The sequence below is a fragment of the Caulobacter sp. B11 genome, from assembly GCF_002737765.1.
In the GTDB taxonomy this organism is placed as follows: domain Bacteria; phylum Pseudomonadota; class Alphaproteobacteria; order Caulobacterales; family Caulobacteraceae; genus Caulobacter.
In genome coordinates, this window is the sequence record NZ_PEGG01000016.1 from 1 (window position 1) to 16,155 (window position 16,155).

Sequence of the window (16,155 nt, forward strand, 5' to 3'; positions counted from 1 at the left end):
ACGCTGCTTCGGGACTATTCGGATATCCCTAACTATTTGATTTTTATTCGCTTTTACGCCGCCCAGCGCTCGGTGACGTCATCGGTAAAGTCCAAAACCATCTGGATCGGTTCGACGTTAGTGTTCATTTCGTTGTAAACGAGCACATCAGTCGCAAGCTGTACGCAGTCACCAACGATCTGTTCGCGTCGTTGAATGAATGCCCGCTGCATATGAGATCTCTCGGCGTGCCCGAGCATTGCCCAGAAGGTGTACTGGACGCCTCCTTTCGTCACGCGCACAGCATGATTGACCCGGTACCGGCGCCTTTGCGATCAGTCGCATACTCCTCGCGGAGGGCGCGGGCCACGTCCTCAGCCAGAGCATCGTAAGGGTCGACCGAGGGCAACTGCAGCAGCCCCTTAGAGACGGCCCATTCGGCCACCTCACGCGCCGTAGCAGCGAGGCGCCCGTTCTCTTCTTCGTAGCGGCGCCATGCCCGCTGCAGGGTCTCGTTCTTGGTCATGACATCTCCTTCAAAGAGGCACAGCTGCCTGCTGCCCCCAGCCATCAACGACGGCCCCAGGCAAAACGTGAAGCCTAATCTTCACCAGATGTTTGCGCAGAAGATCCCACCGCTTAGTTTTCTTTTGAATTTGTCCCACTACCAAGCCGGGATGGATCTGTAGTCGCTTAGAAAACCCTACGATGTCTCGCTCGGCAAAAAACGGCGACTTGCGGGCTATGAACAAGCTGATTTCTTTTTCTGGGATGCAAAATTCAGCTGCAGCTGCATTCGCCGCGATTTCTTCAGGGGGGAGCGGTTCTGAAGAGTTCGTATCATCAAGATCGACATCGATAATCGGCTTAGATTGCCCGTCCTTTCTCAAGACGTGCTCAATCTCGTGACGCAACACAAACCAAAAATTATCGATGCGATCATGCCGCAAGCTCATCCCAATTACCGGAGATTGCTTATTCAGCCACAGGCACACGCCATCGATCTTCGCGTTGGGAAGACGTTCGACGAAGATAAGGCGCACACCGCACTCGGCGAGAATGCGCGGAACATGGCGCGCTTCCTGCGGGTCAATCATCAGAGCTCGCAGGCGAGGAAGCGCTTCCCGCAACGCAGCTTCGGAGTATTTCCCCACGGGCGTCGATCGCGCGATTTGCCTAACTCGAAATAGCCAGGCGACCTGGGCCGGTGGAGACTCGTCGTAGGCGGTCTTTCTAGCTGCGTGCTCCATGTGAGGAATTTCATTCGAGTTGGCCACTTCGAAGAAGCAGGCCATCTGTGCCTCAAGCAGTGCTGCGTCAGTGTCTTCGAGCCAACCGCGCTTGATCATTTCGCGAACCGGATACGCCGATTGCAGGCGCGCCCTACGGCCCACGCTTGGATCCGGATCTCTCGCTCTCGACATGTCGTAGGCACGCTGGAGATTGGCAAAGAGGTCCGCATGAACGTCAAACGCCGTGCCCAGAGCCTTAGCCATCTCAGGGCTAATGCCCCGTTTGCCAGCCAAGATCAGATTTACGGCTTGCTCCGGAGTGCCCAAGATGTAGGCGAGATCGCGCTGACTCCAGCCGCGCTCTTCCAGCTCTTCCTTTAGAAAGAACCCAGGATGCGGCGTCTCGGTGTTGTAAAAATTACCGTCCATAATTCCCACCCTTAGTGGGTATCTCCAATTTCGAGTATTGTGAATACTGGTGGATGCTCATCAATGTTGAGGACAAAAACGATCCTGTACTGATCATTAATGCGAATTGATCGTTTTTCATCTTTGTCCCCGCAAGTTTTTTGTATCGTAGGCTTTTCCAGTTTCGTAGCGTGCGCTCGTCGGGCGCCGCCCCGATAAAGGCCAGCTTGTCGCGGCAAGATTTGATGACCGAGAAGGGGAGGCCCAACTCGTGCGCACGTTCCGTCCAGATCAGGGCGAGGCGCTTGTCCCCAAACTCGATTTTCATGACGCTCCTAACTAATGAGAATCGGTGGCGGTGTCAATTGGCGACTGAACGCATGGCGTTAAGTTGCGGCTTCAAAGGCTGGGGTGGTCCGGCGCTCAGGTGGTTCGCGGCGGCTCATATGAAGGCGCAGCCCAGCCTCAGGCGAACCAAACCGGAACGATCTTCGGGACTATTCCGGGACTATCGATGCTGACCGCTCCCAAGGTTTCCCGCTTGTTCCCGTTTTGAAAACCCGGGCCAAATTGAGCCTTGGCCAAAAAGCCTTTACGCTATAGGGGATCGCCAGTTGCGGATGTGGCGGAACTGGTAGACGCACCAGATTTAGGTTCTGGCATCGAAAGGTGTGGAGGTTCGAGTCCTCTCATCCGCACCAGCCCCCGGGCTGCTTTTGCAGGCCTGAGGCGTGACCCCCTTTGATCGACGTGAGTGTCGTGACATAAGGGCGCTCTTTCGCCGCCCCGGTGACGTGGGCGGCTTTGGTGTTTTGACCCCTGGGACGGACGTATGGCGCGCGGCGCCAGTCCGGGAAGCTAAGAATGTCGATGCAGATCGTTGAAAAGTCGGGCGAAGGCCTCAGCCGCGTTTATGGCGTTACGGTGCCCGCGAGTGAACTCGCCACGCGTCTTACGGCCCGGATCGCCGAAGTGGCGCCGCAAATGAACGTCAAGGGCTTCCGCCCTGGCAAGGTGCCCGCCGCCCATGTGCGCCGCCTGTATGGCAAGGCGCTGATGGGCGAGGTCATCGAGCAGACGCTCAACGAGACCACCCAGAAGGTGCTCGACGACAATAAGCTGCGCCCCGCCGGCCAGCCCGACCTGAAGCCGTCGTCCGACATGGACAAGGTGCTCGCCGGTGGCGAAGACCTGGCCTTCGAACTGGCCGTTGAAGTGATGCCGGAGTTCGAGCCCATCGACCCGGCCACGATCGAGCTGTCCAAGCCGGTCTACAAGGTCTCGGACGCCGAGACCGACGAGGCCCTGGCAGATCTGGCCAAGCAAGCCCGCACCTATGAGCCCCGCAAGGGCAAGAGCCTCAAGGCCAAGGACGGCGACCAACTGGTCATCGACTTCCTGGGCACGGTCGATGGCGTCGCCTTCCAGGGCGGCACGGCCGAAGGCGCGGAACTGGTGCTGGGTTCGGGTCAGTTTATCCCGGGCTTCGAAGAGCAACTGGTCGGCGCCAAGCCCGACGACGTCGTCACCGTGAAGGTTACCTTCCCGGAAGACTACCAAGCCAAGGATCTGGCCGGTAAGGCCGCCGAGTTCGCCACCACCGTCAAGGAAGTGCGCGCCCCGGTCGATTCCGAAGCCGATGACGAACTGGCCAAGCGCCTGGGTCTGTCTGACCTGCAGGCTCTGAAGGACCTGCTGAAGTCGAACCTGGAAGGCCGTTACGCCAACAGCTCGCGATTCAAGCTCAAGCGCGCCCTGCTCGACATCCTCGACACCAAGCACGACTTCCCGCTGCCGCCCCGCATGGTCGACGCCGAGTTCGCCGGCATCTGGCAACAGGTGCAGGCCGACAAGACCCAGGGCGGCTTGCCGCCGGAAGACGCCGACAAGTCCGAAGACCAGCTCAAGGACGAGTATCGCAAGATCGCCGAGCGCCGCGTGCGCCTGGGTCTGGTGCTCGCCGAGATCGGCCGAAAGAACGACGTGGCCGTCACCGAGCAGGAACTGGCCGACGCCATGATGCGCGAAGCCCGCCAGTACGGCGCGCAAGCCCAGCAGGTGTTCGACATGTACCGCCAGCGCGCCGACCTTCAGGCTTCGCTCCGCGCTCCGATCTACGAGGACAAGGTCGTCGACCTGATCTTCGCCAAGGCCACGATCGTGGAAAAGGAAGTTTCCAAGGAAGAGCTGATGGAAGAAGACGATCTTCCGGAAGGCTACGGCGGCTAGGACCCGAGGGTCCAACTGTCACGTAAAAGGGCGCGGCTCGCGAGAGTCGCGCCCTTTTTTATGGGCGTGCGTAACGTTTGAAAAACGCCGCCTCCTTGCGAACTGTTAAGCGCCACGCGATATGCGAGAGCGACGGCGGCGCGTCAGCTGATTCGCGACGCCTCCAACATGAGAAGGGCGATCCCTATGTATGATCCGGCTTTGACGGCGATGAACCTCGTGCCGATGGTGGTCGAACAGACCAGCCGCGGCGAGCGGGCGTTCGATATCTTTTCGCGCCTTCTCAAGGAGCGGATCATTTTCCTGACCGGTCCGGTCGAGGACGGCATGGCCAGCTTGATCTGCGCCCAGCTGCTGTTCCTGGAGTCCGAGAACCCCAAGAAGGAAATCGCCATGTACATCAACTCGCCGGGCGGCGTGGTGACGTCGGGCCTGGCGATCTACGACACCATGCAATACATCAAGTGCCCGGTTTCGACCGTGTGCATGGGCATGGCCGCCTCGATGGGCAGTCTGCTGCTGCAGGCCGGCGCGCCGGGTCACCGCATCGCCCTGCCGAACGCGCGGATCATGGTCCACCAGCCTTCGGGCGGTTTCCGCGGCCAGGCTTCGGACATCGAGCTGCACGCCCAGGACATCATGAAGACCAAGCGTCGCCTCAACGAGATCTATGTGAAGCACACCGGCCGCACCTATGAGGAAGTCGAACGCTCGCTCGACCGCGACAACTTCATGAACGCCGAGGAAGCCAAGGCCTGGGGCCTGATCGACCACATCAACGAAAGCCGCGACGACGACAGCGGCTCCTAGGCGCGCTCGCTTTCAGAGTTGAGACGAACCCCGTCGAGCCACCGCTCGGCGGGGTTTTTTTCTAGCCGGGCTTGCCCCGGAAGATCCGGTAGCCCTGCTCCTGGGCGATGGCGAGCATCTCGGTGTCGCCCGAGGTGTCGCCATAGGCGGCGGCGAGGGTCATATCGTCGCCGAACTGCTCACGTAGCCGCACGACCTTTTCCGCACCCCGGCAGTTGGGGCCCAGCAGGCCGCCGACGACCCTGTTCTCGAGGTCCAGGGTCAGGCGCGACCCAATCAGGACGTCGGCGCCGATGCCGCGCGCGAAGGGGGCCACGACCAGGTCGGGCGAGGCGGTGACGATCACCATCCGCGCGCCGCGCGAGCGCCAGCGGCGCCAAACAGCCAGGGCGTCGGGGCGGAACAGGCGAGGGGCCTCGGCCTCGGCGAAGGCCCGGGCCTCGGCTTCAAGCTTGTCGAGGGGCACGCCCCGGAGGAATTCGCGGATCGCCGCCGACTTGATGCGGCCGCGATTACGGTGGAAGAGGTAGGAGATCGCCGCCGGCGCCAGGCGGATCAAGCCCAGCCGCCAGCGCCAACCGCTGACCCGCCATTTGAGGAAAGCGGTGAAGCTGTCGCGGACCGTCAGGGTGCCGTCAAAATCGAAGGCCACAAGCGGCGGGCTTCCGGTCATGTCGCCTGTCATCGGCAGGGAGGCCGAGAGGCCCTGGGCCATCAGAGTGCGTTTCGCCATGCGTCTCCGCGCTCACGCGCCAATTCTTCCGTCGATAAGTCGTCTTCGATCACGATTCCGCGGATCCGGCCAAAGCCAACACCCGCTCCGCGCGTTTCGTCCCGGTTGCGGGGCGATCCAGCCCATACTGGCCGCTTGCGTTTGGGTTTGGTCCTCCCATTTTAGACTCCCATCCCGGAAACCGCATGCTTCATCCACCATCTTGACGTCGGAAATCGGCGGCAAGGCTTGTGCGGTGCGTTCGGATCGGGGAATGTCAAGGATTAGACAACTCCCGGCGCGTATCCTGGGCCTTCGGCGGTGGGATGCGAGTCGAGAGTCGGTGGCCCCGGCTCCAGCCGTATCCGCCCTAGCGTGAGAAGCGATCATGACGAAAGCCGCGAGCGGCGATACCAAGAGCACCCTGTATTGTTCTTTCTGCGGAAAGAGCCAACACGAGGTGCGCAAGCTCATCGCCGGCCCGACGGTGTTCATCTGCGATGAGTGCGTTGAGCTCTGCATGGATATCATCCGTGAAGAGCACAAGATCGCGTTTGTGAAGTCCAAGGACGGCGTGCCGACTCCGCGTGAAATCTGCGAAGTCCTCGACGATTACGTGATTGGCCAAAGCCATGCCAAGAAGGTGCTCGCTGTCGCGGTGCACAATCACTACAAGCGCCTCAATCACGCGTCGAAGAACAACGACGTTGAACTGGCCAAATCCAACATCCTGCTGGTCGGTCCGACCGGCACCGGCAAGACGCTTCTGGCCCAGACCCTGGCCCGAATCATCGACGTGCCCTTCACCATGGCCGACGCCACGACCCTGACCGAAGCCGGTTATGTCGGTGAAGATGTTGAAAACATCGTGCTGAAGCTGCTTCAGGCCGCCGACTACAATGTCGAGCGGGCCCAGCGCGGCATCGTCTATATCGACGAAATCGACAAGATCAGCCGCAAGTCCGACAATCCTTCGATCACCCGCGACGTGTCGGGCGAGGGCGTGCAGCAGGCCCTGCTGAAGATCATGGAAGGCACCGTCGCCTCCGTGCCGCCGCAGGGCGGGCGAAAGCATCCGCAGCAGGAGTTCCTGCAGGTCGACACGACCAACATCCTGTTCATCTGCGGCGGGGCCTTCGCCGGCCTGGAGCGCATCATCTCGGCGCGCGGCCAGGGCAAGTCGATCGGCTTCGGGGCCAAGGTGACCGATCCGGAAGAGCGTCGCACGGGCGAGATCCTGCGCGGTGTCGAGCCGGACGATCTGCAACGCTTCGGCCTGATCCCGGAATTCATCGGCCGTCTGCCGGTGATCGCCACCCTTGAGGATCTGGACGAACCGGCCCTGGTCAAGATCCTGACCGAGCCGAAGAACGCCTTCGTCAAGCAGTACCAGCGCCTGTTCGAGATGGAGAACATCGGCCTGACCTTCACCGAGGACGCCCTTCATGGCGTCGCCAAGAAGGCCATCGCCCGCAAGACCGGCGCGCGCGGCCTGCGCTCGATCATGGAAGGCATCCTGCTCGAGACCATGTTTGAGCTGCCCAACTACGAGGGCGTCGAGGAAGTGGTGGTCAATGCCGAGGTCGTCGAAGGCCGGGCTCAACCGCTGCTGATCTATTCGGAAAAGAAGGGCGGCGCGGCCTCGGCCTGATCGCTGAAAGCTGTCTAGTTGTCAGAGGGCGCGTCCGCTGGGCGCGCCCTTTTTCCTGCGCCCCACACGACGGACGCATCCTGGGTGGCCTGCGCGGTGCGCGCCGCGCCCTCAGCCCGGGCTGGTGAACCACTTAACGAGCGATCGCACGAGCCCATCGCCGGAGTACGCGGCTCGCCAGGGCCCTGCGCGCTCCAGAGCCAGGGCGGTCAGTGCCTCCAGATTGTCCTGAGCTTTCAGGATCGCCTCCAGAACGTCTTGAGGACGTTCGCCGTCATAGATGACACCCGCCGCGAAGCCGGATGTGATCCGTTCGGCCATCCAGGTGCGGCTGGGAACAACCATGGGCCGGCCGAGGGGGGCGGCGAGGGCGAACAGGCCGGATTGCCGATAGGCGCTTCGAACATAGGGCAGGGCGATCAGATCCAACTCCCCGATCAGGCGCTCCAGGGCGTCGTCGGGCGTCCACCCGGTCAAATGTTCGATCTCGGCCGAGCCTTCGGTCTGCGGCTCCAGGCTCTGGCCGGGGGCCTGAATCACCAGATGGATCGGCGTTGGATTCAGCTGCACTTCTTGGATCAAATCCCGGATCAGGGCGTCACCCTTGTCGTATCGCTGCGCGCCCAGCAGGCCCACGCGCATCCTCTGGCCGGGCGGACGAGTCGGGGGGCGAGGCTGTGACTTGACCCACTGGATGGACTCGACGGCGTGGACCCGGCGATCCAAGACGGGTTCAAGACGGCGCGCCAAGCTTCCCGTCATGCCGCCGATCCATAGCCGGTCCTCCGGCCAGTCCTTGGCCTGGCGATAAACATCGCGCCAGAGCGCCAGGAGTTGCCCCCACGTGACGAGATCGAGATTCGCCAGTTGGCTCTGCTGGTGGACGATGCAGGCGATTTTCGGCCTTATCCCGCGCCGCTTGCACCAGCGCAGCAGCGAAAATATCTCCGCCGAGGCCGCAGTGGGCATCAGGATCATGTCGTCGTCCGTCAGCGCCCCTATGGTCTGGCGTTCAAGGTCTGCCTCGAACATCTGCACCCGTCGGCGGAAATCTTCGACCAGACGATCGTAGGGGTCGCTGGACAACCAGGTGTAGTGGTGGGCCCGAAATAGCGGCACCGCGCCGACGTCGCGCTGGAGTTCGGGCGAGACGTTTGACGCCGCAAGGCAATCGAACCTGATCCCAAGCTCGCCCAGGGTATGACTGAGGCCGCGAACGAAATGGTCGTGATGCCCTGTCTGACTGCGAAGACCAGTGTCCATCACCACGATACGCATGACGACCTCCGGGCGGGCGCTGTCAAAGACGCATCCATTGTCGGGTGATTCTTCGATCGTTGAACTGACGGCCCAGCTTGCTGGCCTGACCTTGAAAGGGCGGCATGCCGCGACCCGTCGCCGCTATTGGGCGAGTCGCCTTGAACCCTGTTGTAAAAGATCCACATAAATAGCGAGCATTCGCCCAGTCCCGGGCGGACGGGCCGTACGACTCAGGCGCATCGTCTGGCGTGACGGCGGCCCGCGTGGCTGAGCGCGAGTAAAACGCGGCGGCCAGGAGTAGAAAGCATCATGTCTGAGATTCGTACGCTTCCTGTGTTGCCTCTGCGGGATATCGTTGTCTTCCCGCATATGGTGGTCCCCCTGTTCGTCGGACGCGACAAGTCCGTTCGCGCCCTCGAAGAGGTGATGCGCGGCGACAAGGAAATCCTGCTGGTCACGCAAAAGAATTCCGCCGACGACGATCCGTCGCCCGGCGATATCTTCGAGGTCGGCGTCCTGGCCACCGTCCTGCAACTGCTGAAACTTCCCGATGGCACCGTGAAGGTGCTGGTCGAGGGCAAGGGCCGCGCCGCCGTGGCCCGCTTTACCGATCAGGAGGCCTATTATGAGGCCCAGATCGGTCTGGTCGAGGAAGATGAAGGGGCCGGCCCCGAGGCCGAAGCCCTGTCGCGCGCTGTCGTCGAACAGTTCGAGAACTACGTTAAGCTCAACAAGAAGGTGCCGCCCGAGGCGCTGGCGTCGATCCCGCAGATCGCCGAGCCCGGCAAGCTCGCCGACAGCATCGCTGCGCATCTGTCGGTCAAGATCGCCGACAAGCAGAACCTGCTCGAGATCTTCGACATCGTGAAGCGCCTGGAGAAGGTGTTCGCGCTGATGGAAGGCGAGATCAGCGTGCTTCAGGTCGAGAAGAAGATCCGCTCGCGCGTGAAGCGGCAGATGGAGAAGACCCAGCGCGAATATTACCTCAACGAGCAGATGAAGGCGATCCAGCGCGAGCTGGGCGATCCCGACGATCAGCGCGACGAACTGATCGAGCTGGAAAAGCGCATCAAGAAGACCAAGCTGTCGAAGGAGGCTCGCGCCAAGGCCGAGGGCGAGCTTAAGAAGCTGCGCAACATGAGCCCGATGTCGGCCGAAAGCACGGTTGTGCGCAACTATCTCGACTGGATGCTGTCGATCCCGTGGGGCAAGGCCAAGACCAAGAAGGTTGATCTGGTCGAGGCCGAAGCCGTGCTCGAGGCCGATCACTACGGTCTGGAGAAGGTCAAGGAACGCATCCTTGAATACCTGGCCGTGCAGGCGCGGACCAATTCGCTGAAGGGTCCGATTCTCTGCCTGGTGGGTCCTCCAGGCGTGGGCAAGACCTCGCTGGGCAAGTCGCTGGCCAAGGCGACCGGCCGCGATTTCGCGCGGATCTCCCTGGGCGGCGTGCGTGACGAAGCCGAGATTCGCGGTCACCGCCGCACCTATATCGGCTCAATGCCCGGCAAGATCATCCAGACGATGAAGAAGGCCAAGACGACCAACGCCTTCATCCTGCTCGACGAAATCGACAAGATGGGCAGCGACTATCGTGGCGACCCGTCGTCGGCCCTGCTTGAAGTCCTGGATCCCGCCCAGAACTCGACCTTCGGCGACCATTACCTGGAGGTCGATTATGACCTCAGCCAGGTGATGTTCGTCACCACGGCCAACAGCCTGAACATGCCTCAGCCTCTGCTGGACCGCATGGAGATCATCCGCATCCCCGGCTACACCGAGGATGAGAAGCTGGAGATCGCCAAGCGTCACGTCCTGCCCAAGCTGATGGCCGATCACCAGCTGACGACGGCCGAGTTCGTGGTGCCCGACAACGCCATCCGAGACCTGATCCGCTACTACACTCGGGAAGCCGGCGTGCGGTCGCTGGAGCGGGAACTGGGCAATCTGGCACGTAAGACCGTGCGGGACTTGGCGCGCGAGAAGGTCGCCTCGATCACGATCGACGACGCCCGTCTGGCCAAATATGCCGGCGTGAAGAAGTACCGTTATGGCGAGACCGACGAGGTCGATCAGGTCGGCATCGTCACCGGCCTGGCCTGGACGGAGTATGGCGGCGAGATCCTGACCATCGAAGCGGTGAAGATGCCGGGCAAGGGCCGCATGACGGTCACCGGCAATCTCAAGGACGTGATGAAGGAGTCGATTTCCGCGGCTCAGTCCTACGTCCGTTCTCGGGCCCTGCACTTTGGCGTCAAGCCACCGGTGTTCGAGAAGACCGACGTGCACATCCACGTGCCCGACGGCGCCACGCCCAAGGACGGACCCTCGGCCGGCGCCGCCATGGCCCTGGCCATGGTCTCGGTGCTGACCGGGATCCCGATCCGCAAGGACATCGCCATGACCGGCGAGATCACCCTGCGCGGGCGAGTCACGGCGATCGGCGGCCTGAAGGAAAAGCTGCTCGCGGCTCTACGCTCTGGCGTCAAGACGGTGCTGATCCCTCAGGAGAACGAGAAGGATCTGGTCGACGTGCCGCAGTCGGTGAAGGACGGATTGGAGATCATTCCGGTCTCCACGGTCGATGAGGTGCTCAAGCACGCCCTGACGGGCCCGCTGACTCCGGTTGAATGGAGTGAGTCGGACGAGCCGCTCACCAAGCCCGGCAAGCCCGATGACGTCGATGGGGACGCTGTCCTGACCCATTAAATCTAACTTATTGTTGATAACTAGGGCGGCGCGGGAGATTCCCGCGCCGCCTTCGTTTGACGGGGCATTTTTGGCCGCCATAATCCTGCCCAAGCGAAGCGGCGTAAGCTGTTGCCAGCGCCGCCGCTTTAATAGGCTGGGAGAATAACATGACCACAAAAGCCGAACTCGTCACGGCGATCGCCGAAAAGGCGGGCATCAACAAAAATCAGGCCAAGGACGCCCTCGAAGCTTTCATCGACACCGTCACCGCTTCGCTGAAGTCGGGCCAGGACGTTCGTCTGGTCGGCTTCGGTACGTTCAAGGCCGTGGCTCGCGCCGCGGGCACCGCGCGCAACCCGCGCACCGGTGAGACCGTGAACCGTCCGGCGTCGAAGACGGCTCGGTTCCAGGTTGGCGAAGGCCTGAAGACCACCCTGAACGGCTAGTCCATTCCGGCGTTTTCAAGGGGCGGGGCGCCGTGAGGCGTCCCGCCCTTTTGCATCCGGGACCCTGGTCCCATCGGGCGGCTAGCTCAGCGGTAGAGCGTCTCGTTTACACCGAGAGGGTCGGGGGTTCGATTCCCTCGCCGCCCACCACCTCATCTCCCCATGCTCATTGCCCCTTCTGGGCCCGTCGCGCCCAACATCCTGCGACGGTCTCCGGCTGCGCGACAATAGCCCGGCGTCCACCTTCGGCGGCTCCGTCAAGCGTTGCCTTACGCGATCAGAATGATATCATTTTGATATGCAACGGCTGGAGGGCCGACCCATGAACACATCCCCAAAGATCGAGTCCTCGGCCGAGCGCCCCCATCGCGGTACGGCTGGCGGTCAGGCCCTGATCGCCGTCGCGATCCTGTTTGCCTTGGGGATCCTGGCGTTCAGCCGGGCCGAGGCCCTGGGTCCCGGCCTGGCCCTGATGGGCGCCGGTCTGGTTCTGTTGGGCGTCCTGGTGCTGGCGGGCTTCTACAGCCTGCAGCCAAACGAGGCCTATGTGGTCACGCTATTTGGCAGCTACGCGGGGACAGATCGCTCTACCGGGCTGCGTTGGGTCCTGCCCTGGTACGGTCGCAAGAAGATCTCGCTACGGGTCCGCAACGTCACCAGCGAGATGCTCAAGGTCAACGACAAGCGCGGCAATCCCATCGAGATCGCCGCCAACATCGTCTGGAGGGTCACCGACTCCGCCCAGGCCCTGTTCGACGTCGATGACTATGTGGCCTTCATGAACATCCAGATGGAGACGGCCCTGCGCGAGGTGACCCGTCACTACGCCTATGACCACGCCGAGGAGGGCGAACCGACCCTGCGCGCGGATGCCGAGGAGGTCGGGGAGCGCTTGCGGGCGGATCTACAGTCTCGGACCTCCGTGGCGGGCGTGACGATCGACGAGGCCCACCTCATGCACCTGGCCTATGCGCCGGAGATCGCCGGCTCGATGCTCAAGCGCCAGCAGGCCGAGGCCGTCCTGGCGGCGCGCCGAACGATCGTCGCCGGGGCGGTCGGCATGGTCGAGAACGCCCTGCAGCAACTGAGCGAGCGCCAGGTCGTCACGCTGGATGACGAGCGCAAGGCGGCGATGGTGTCCAATCTGCTTGTAGTCCTGTGCGCCGATCGCGAGGCCCAGCCCGTCGTCAATACCGGCACCCTGTATGGCTGACCCCGTGGCCGAGGGACGTCCGGACGCCAAGGCGGGCCGGCGCGCGTTTTTAATGCGTGTCCGGCCGGAGCTGCTGGCGGCGGTTGAAAGGCTGGCCCAGGCCGAGCTCCGTAGCGTCAACGCTCAGGTCGAGATGCTCTTGCGCGAAGCCTTGTCTCGAAGGGGCGTGATCGGTGGTGTAGACAGCGCTCAAGCTTCGGAGGAACCTCCTGCTTCCGGAGCGCCTTAAGGCTCTGCGAGCATTCCAGCTTTGCGACACAACGAGGTTTGGCGTGGTGGAAGTGAACTCGGATTCGTTTCAGGAACTGGCGGGCTCTGAAGCGGCTCTCGCCAAGAAGGATCGTGGATCCGAGGTACGGCTGGTGGACACCACCATGCTCTATGCGCCTCGAAGCGGCGGCGTTCGGCGGTATCTGAATTCGAAACGGGCCTGGATCGCCGCCAATCGACCCGACGTTCGCCACACCCTCGTCGTGCCGGGGCCGCGGGACGCCCGGGATGGACACGGGCGCGTCTCGATCTATGCGGCGCCCTTGCCGTTCGGCGACGGCTATCGCTGGCCTGTCGTCAAGGCGGCCTGGATGGAGCGCCTAATTCGACAGCAGCCGGATATTATCGAGGCTGGCGATCCCTACACGCCGGGTTTGGCCGCGCTGAAGGCCGGCGATGCGCTCGGCGTTCCCGTCGTCGGGTTCTGTCACACGGACCTGGGAGCGCTGGCCGCGCTTCACATCGGGGAATGGGCGGAAAAGCCGGTCCAGAAGCGCTGGGCCGCGATCTATGGCCGGTTTGACCAGGCCATTGCGCCCAGCCAGTTTATCGCCAATCGCCTGATCGAGGCCGGGGTCGAGGGCGCAATCGGGTTGCCGCTCGGCGTCGACACCGAGATCTTTCATCCAGGGTGCGCGGACCGTGAGGGGTTGCGACGCCGTCTGGGCTTGACGAGCCGCCATCGGATTCTGGTGTTCGCCGGCCGCCCCGCCAAGGAGAAGAGGCTGGACGTGCTGGTCGAGGCCGTCGAGCGACTGGGGGATCCCTATGTGCTGCTGTTCGTGGGCGCGGGGGCGGGCGCACCGTCCAGTGACCGTGTGATCTGCCTGGACTACGAGCGGGATCCGCGTGGCCTAGCCGCGATTCTGGCCAGTTGCGACGCCTTCGTGCACGCCAATGACAATGAACCCTTCGGGCTGATCGTCCTGGAGGCCATGGCGTGCGGCCTCCCCGTCGTCGGGGTGGCGGCGGGCGGCGTCGCCGAGTCCGTGGATGACCAAGTCGGGGCTCTGGCCTCGGCGTCCGAGTCCGGCGCCTTCGCCGCCGCGGTCGAGTCGCTTTTCGCCCGGGACGCCCAGGCCTTGGGCGTGGCCGCCCGACTGCGCGCGGAGCAGCGCCATGGCTGGGACGCTGTCTTTACAAGGCTATCGACAATCTATGGTCGATTGACGGGCCATCAGGCCTTTGATCCTGGCCGAGCGACGCTGGCTGCAAAGCCTCATTAGGCCGCAGCCTCGAGTTCTGTCTTCAACCCAGCCAAGAGCGAATAGCTATGCTTACGCGCGGCGTGGTCGTGGATCTGAGAGGCCGCCATCAGTTCGTCGGCGCCGGTCAGTTCGAGGACCGCGTTGATCTTGGCCCGCACGGTGTCGGGCGATCCGATCGCCGCATAGCGGAAGGTGTGGTCTAGACCCGCCAGTTCGGCCGGTGACGCGATCTCGGCGATGTCGTCGACCGGCGGCGGCAGCAAGCCGGGCCGCCCGCGACGCAGGGCGATGAACTGCTGTTGGGTTGAGGTGTAGAGCCGTCGGGCCTCGGCGTCGGTGTCCGCCGCGCACACGCCGATACAAACCAGGACGTAGGGCTTGTCGAGCGCCTCCGAGGGCTTGAAGTGGCGGCGATAGATGTCGATCGCATCCATCATCTGATCCGGCGCGAAATGGGCCGCGAAGGCGAAGGGAAGTCCCAGGGCCGCGGCAAGCTGGGCGCTGTAGGTGCTGGAGCCCAGGAGCCAGAGTGGGACGTCCTGGCCTTCGCCCGGAACGGCGCGCACAGCTTGCTCGGGAGTCGCCGGGCGGAACCAGGCCTGCAGCTCGACCACGTCCTGGGCGAACGAATCAACGGCGCCCATATAGCGGCGTAGCGCCCGCATCGTGGGCTGGTCTGTGCCCGGAGCGCGGCCAAGGCCCAGATCGATTCGGCCTGGATGGAGCGCGGCGAGGGTTCCGAACGCCTCGGCGACCATCAAGGGTGCGTGATTGGGCAACATGATCCCGCCTGAACCGACGCGAATCGTCGCGGTGCCGGCGGCGACATGGGCGATGACGACGGCGGTGGCGGCGCTGGCGATGCCCGGCATGTTGTGATGCTCGGCCAGCCAGTAGCGATGATAGCCGAGCGACTCGGCATGGCGGGCCAGGTCGAGGCTGTTGTGCAGGGCCTGTCCAATGGACGTGCCGGCTGGCACCGGCGCCAGATCGAGGACAGAAAAACGCGGAGGGGACAGCTTGGTCATGGCCCTAGATCGGGGCTGCGGCCGACAAGCTCAACAGCCGAGAGCGCGATTAGGAGCAAACTCGGCGAAAAATCGCGATTTCGAAGGGAAATGGCGCGAATGACGGGACTTGAACCCGCGACCTCCGGCGTGACAGGCCGGCGCTCTAACCAACTGAGCTACATCCGCATCGCGCGCCAAAGGAAGAAATTGGCGCGAATCTCGTTTGCCTGGGGTGGGCGGCGTTCACCTTCGAGGGAAGGTGGCGCGAATGACGGGACTTGAACCCGCGACCTCCGGCGTGACAGGCCGGCGCTCTAACCAACTGAGCTACATCCGCATTGAGCCTTCGCCGAAGCGAAAGTGCGACCCGCCGTGCGGCGAGGGGCGTCTGATAGGTCGCGGCGGGGGGCCTGTCAACGGCCATGTCGAGGAAGCTGTGAGGGATCTCCAGTTGCGACCGTTTCTCAATGTGATTGAGGCGTTTGAAGCCCGGCGACAGTGGGCTACAACCCGCTCGATTCAAGCCAAGGGCTGTCATGAACGCCTTCCTTCTCCAGTATCTGCCGATCGTGATCTTTCTCGGGATCGCGGCCGTAATCGGCATCGCCTTTCTTCTGGCCGCGCCGTGCTCGCGCCCAAGGCGCCTGACCCGGAAAAGCTGTCCGCCTACGAATGCGGCTTCAACGCCTTCGACGATGCGCGCATGAAATTCGACGTCCGGTTCTATCTGGTGTCGATCCTGTTCATCATCTTCGATCTGGAAGTGGCGTTCCTGTTTCCCTGGGCCGTCGCGCTCATGAAGTTGCCGCACGACGTCGCGCAGTTCGCGTTCTGGTCGATGCTGACCTTCCTGGGCGTCCTGACGGTCGGCTTCATCTATGAATGGAAGAAGGGCGCCCTCGAATGGGAGTGATCGTTCCCGCCAATAGCTCGCCCCTCGTGCCTGCCGGTTCGGCCGCGCGTTCGACGGTTCAGGGCTATGACCCCAAGCTTCACGACCCTATTTCGACGGTTTGTCGGGTCAACTGGCCGACAA

At 62.9% G+C, this 16,155-nt stretch carries 14 protein-coding genes, 4 tRNA genes and 2 pseudogenes; 11 read left to right on the forward strand and 9 right to left on the reverse strand.

Going from position 1 to position 16,155, the window contains the following annotated elements:
- Positions 1-53: 53 nt before the first annotated feature.
- Genes CSW58_RS13915 through CSW58_RS01245 form a run of 4 tightly spaced genes read right to left on the reverse strand, consistent with a single transcriptional unit; the run spans position 54 to position 1,947 of the window.
- Complete coding sequence (locus CSW58_RS13915; RefSeq protein ID WP_161494534.1) at positions 54-212, reverse strand: hypothetical protein; 159 nt, start codon at positions 210-212, stop codon at positions 54-56.
- A 59-nt stretch (positions 213-271) separates the two neighbouring features.
- Positions 272-505, reverse strand: a complete 234-nt coding sequence (locus CSW58_RS01235; RefSeq protein ID WP_099445991.1) for a hypothetical protein — start codon at positions 503-505, stop codon at positions 272-274.
- Between the two features lie 10 nt (positions 506-515).
- The gene (locus tag CSW58_RS01240; RefSeq protein WP_099445992.1) at positions 516-1,640 is read right to left on the reverse strand and encodes a HigA family addiction module antitoxin; all 1,125 of its coding nucleotides are present in this window, start codon (positions 1,638-1,640) and stop codon (positions 516-518) included.
- The gene (locus tag CSW58_RS01245) at positions 1,630-1,947 is read right to left on the reverse strand and encodes a hypothetical protein (protein ID WP_099445993.1); all 318 of its coding nucleotides are present in this window, start codon (positions 1,945-1,947) and stop codon (positions 1,630-1,632) included. Before CSW58_RS01245 ends, CSW58_RS01240 begins: the two co-directional genes overlap by 11 nt.
- 288 nt (positions 1,948-2,235) lie before the next feature.
- Between CSW58_RS01245 and CSW58_RS01250 the strand changes: the two genes are divergently transcribed.
- From CSW58_RS01250 to CSW58_RS01260, 3 genes are all read left to right on the forward strand, one after another.
- Positions 2,236-2,320 (forward strand) — tRNA-Leu (locus tag CSW58_RS01250).
- Between the two features lie 169 nt (positions 2,321-2,489).
- Complete coding sequence (tig, locus tag CSW58_RS01255; RefSeq protein ID WP_304441618.1) at positions 2,490-3,848, forward strand: trigger factor; 1,359 nt, start codon at positions 2,490-2,492, stop codon at positions 3,846-3,848.
- Between the two features lie 186 nt (positions 3,849-4,034).
- Positions 4,035-4,658: an ATP-dependent Clp protease proteolytic subunit gene (locus tag CSW58_RS01260; protein WP_369825049.1), complete on the forward strand. Its 624-nt coding sequence runs from the start codon at positions 4,035-4,037 to the stop codon at positions 4,656-4,658.
- 61 nt (positions 4,659-4,719) lie between these two features.
- Here CSW58_RS01260 and CSW58_RS01265 read toward each other — a convergent pair whose 3' ends face one another.
- Entirely contained in the window at positions 4,720-5,391 is a 672-nt protein-coding gene (locus CSW58_RS01265; RefSeq protein ID WP_099445996.1) for an HAD-IB family hydrolase, read from the reverse strand.
- Positions 5,392-5,758: 367 nt separating this feature from the next.
- Between CSW58_RS01265 and clpX the strand changes: the two genes are divergently transcribed.
- Entirely contained in the window at positions 5,759-7,021 is a 1,263-nt protein-coding gene (gene clpX / locus CSW58_RS01270) for an ATP-dependent protease ATP-binding subunit ClpX (protein WP_099445997.1), read from the forward strand.
- A gap of 111 nt (positions 7,022-7,132) precedes the next feature.
- Here the strand turns inward: clpX and CSW58_RS01275 are convergent, their stop codons facing one another.
- Positions 7,133-8,299, reverse strand: coding sequence for a hypothetical protein (locus tag CSW58_RS01275; protein WP_099445998.1), 1,167 nt, complete (start codon positions 8,297-8,299; stop codon positions 7,133-7,135).
- 291 nt (positions 8,300-8,590) lie between these two features.
- Between CSW58_RS01275 and lon the strand changes: the two genes are divergently transcribed.
- The 5 genes from lon (at position 8,591) to CSW58_RS01305 (ending at position 14,127) form a co-directional block, all read left to right on the forward strand.
- Positions 8,591-10,990, forward strand: coding sequence for an endopeptidase La (gene lon / locus CSW58_RS01280; protein WP_099445999.1), 2,400 nt, complete (start codon positions 8,591-8,593; stop codon positions 10,988-10,990).
- A gap of 149 nt (positions 10,991-11,139) precedes the next feature.
- Complete coding sequence (locus CSW58_RS01285) at positions 11,140-11,418, forward strand: HU family DNA-binding protein (RefSeq protein WP_099446000.1); 279 nt, start codon at positions 11,140-11,142, stop codon at positions 11,416-11,418.
- A gap of 75 nt (positions 11,419-11,493) precedes the next feature.
- Positions 11,494-11,568, forward strand: a tRNA-Val gene (locus tag CSW58_RS01290).
- A 172-nt stretch (positions 11,569-11,740) separates the two neighbouring features.
- Positions 11,741-12,631 carry an SPFH domain-containing protein gene (locus CSW58_RS01295; protein ID WP_099446001.1) on the forward strand — a complete coding sequence of 297 codons (891 nt, stop codon included), beginning with the start codon at positions 11,741-11,743 and terminating at the stop codon, positions 12,629-12,631.
- A gap of 305 nt (positions 12,632-12,936) precedes the next feature.
- Positions 12,937-14,127 carry a glycosyltransferase family 4 protein gene (locus CSW58_RS01305; RefSeq protein ID WP_369825050.1) on the forward strand — a complete coding sequence of 397 codons (1,191 nt, stop codon included), beginning with the start codon at positions 12,937-12,939 and terminating at the stop codon, positions 14,125-14,127.
- On the opposite strand, the gene CSW58_RS01310 is transcribed toward CSW58_RS01305, so the two are convergent.
- The 3 genes from CSW58_RS01310 to CSW58_RS01320 form a co-directional block, all read right to left on the reverse strand.
- Positions 14,124-15,137 (reverse strand): LLM class flavin-dependent oxidoreductase, encoded by a 1,014-nt coding sequence (locus CSW58_RS01310; protein WP_099446002.1) that lies wholly within the window; start codon positions 15,135-15,137, stop codon positions 14,124-14,126. The genes CSW58_RS01305 and CSW58_RS01310 overlap by 4 nt on opposite strands.
- Before the next feature lie 91 nt (positions 15,138-15,228).
- Positions 15,229-15,305 (reverse strand) — tRNA-Asp (locus CSW58_RS01315).
- Positions 15,306-15,379: 74 nt separating this feature from the next.
- A tRNA-Asp gene (locus CSW58_RS01320) sits at positions 15,380-15,456 on the reverse strand.
- A 199-nt stretch (positions 15,457-15,655) separates the two neighbouring features.
- On the opposite strand from CSW58_RS01320, the pseudogene CSW58_RS01325 reads away from it, so the two are divergent.
- Together CSW58_RS01325 and CSW58_RS14605 are read left to right on the forward strand one after the other, a co-directional pair.
- Positions 15,656-16,032, forward strand: a pseudogene (locus tag CSW58_RS01325) (NADH-quinone oxidoreductase subunit A).
- Positions 16,002-16,155: pseudogene (locus tag CSW58_RS14605) on the forward strand (NADH-quinone oxidoreductase subunit B); the annotation flags it as partial. The pseudogenes CSW58_RS01325 and CSW58_RS14605, both read left to right, overlap by 31 nt.

What these genes read in the sequence shown, in the direction of transcription:
- CSW58_RS13915 (WP_161494534.1), bottom strand. Translation starts at nt 212, where the DNA reads ATGCAGCGGGCATTCATTCAACGACGCGAACAGATCGTTGGTGACTGC.
- CSW58_RS01235 (WP_099445991.1), bottom strand. Translation starts at nt 505, where the DNA reads ATGACCAAGAACGAGACCCTGCAGCGGGCATGGCGCCGCTACGAAGAA.
- CSW58_RS01240 (WP_099445992.1), bottom strand. Translation starts at nt 1,640, where the DNA reads ATGGACGGTAATTTTTACAACACCGAGACGCCGCATCCTGGGTTCTTT.
- CSW58_RS01245 (WP_099445993.1), bottom strand. Translation starts at nt 1,947, where the DNA reads ATGAAAATCGAGTTTGGGGACAAGCGCCTCGCCCTGATCTGGACGGAA.
- tig (WP_304441618.1), top strand. Translation starts at nt 2,490, where the DNA reads ATGCAGATCGTTGAAAAGTCGGGCGAAGGCCTCAGCCGCGTTTATGGC.
- CSW58_RS01260 (WP_369825049.1), top strand. Translation starts at nt 4,035, where the DNA reads ATGTATGATCCGGCTTTGACGGCGATGAACCTCGTGCCGATGGTGGTC.
- CSW58_RS01265 (WP_099445996.1), bottom strand. Translation starts at nt 5,391, where the DNA reads ATGGCGAAACGCACTCTGATGGCCCAGGGCCTCTCGGCCTCCCTGCCG.
- clpX (WP_099445997.1), top strand. Translation starts at nt 5,759, where the DNA reads ATGACGAAAGCCGCGAGCGGCGATACCAAGAGCACCCTGTATTGTTCT.
- CSW58_RS01275 (WP_099445998.1), bottom strand. Translation starts at nt 8,299, where the DNA reads ATGCGTATCGTGGTGATGGACACTGGTCTTCGCAGTCAGACAGGGCAT.
- lon (WP_099445999.1), top strand. Translation starts at nt 8,591, where the DNA reads ATGTCTGAGATTCGTACGCTTCCTGTGTTGCCTCTGCGGGATATCGTT.
- CSW58_RS01285 (WP_099446000.1), top strand. Translation starts at nt 11,140, where the DNA reads ATGACCACAAAAGCCGAACTCGTCACGGCGATCGCCGAAAAGGCGGGC.
- CSW58_RS01295 (WP_099446001.1), top strand. Translation starts at nt 11,741, where the DNA reads ATGAACACATCCCCAAAGATCGAGTCCTCGGCCGAGCGCCCCCATCGC.
- CSW58_RS01310 (WP_099446002.1), bottom strand. Translation starts at nt 15,137, where the DNA reads ATGACCAAGCTGTCCCCTCCGCGTTTTTCTGTCCTCGATCTGGCGCCG.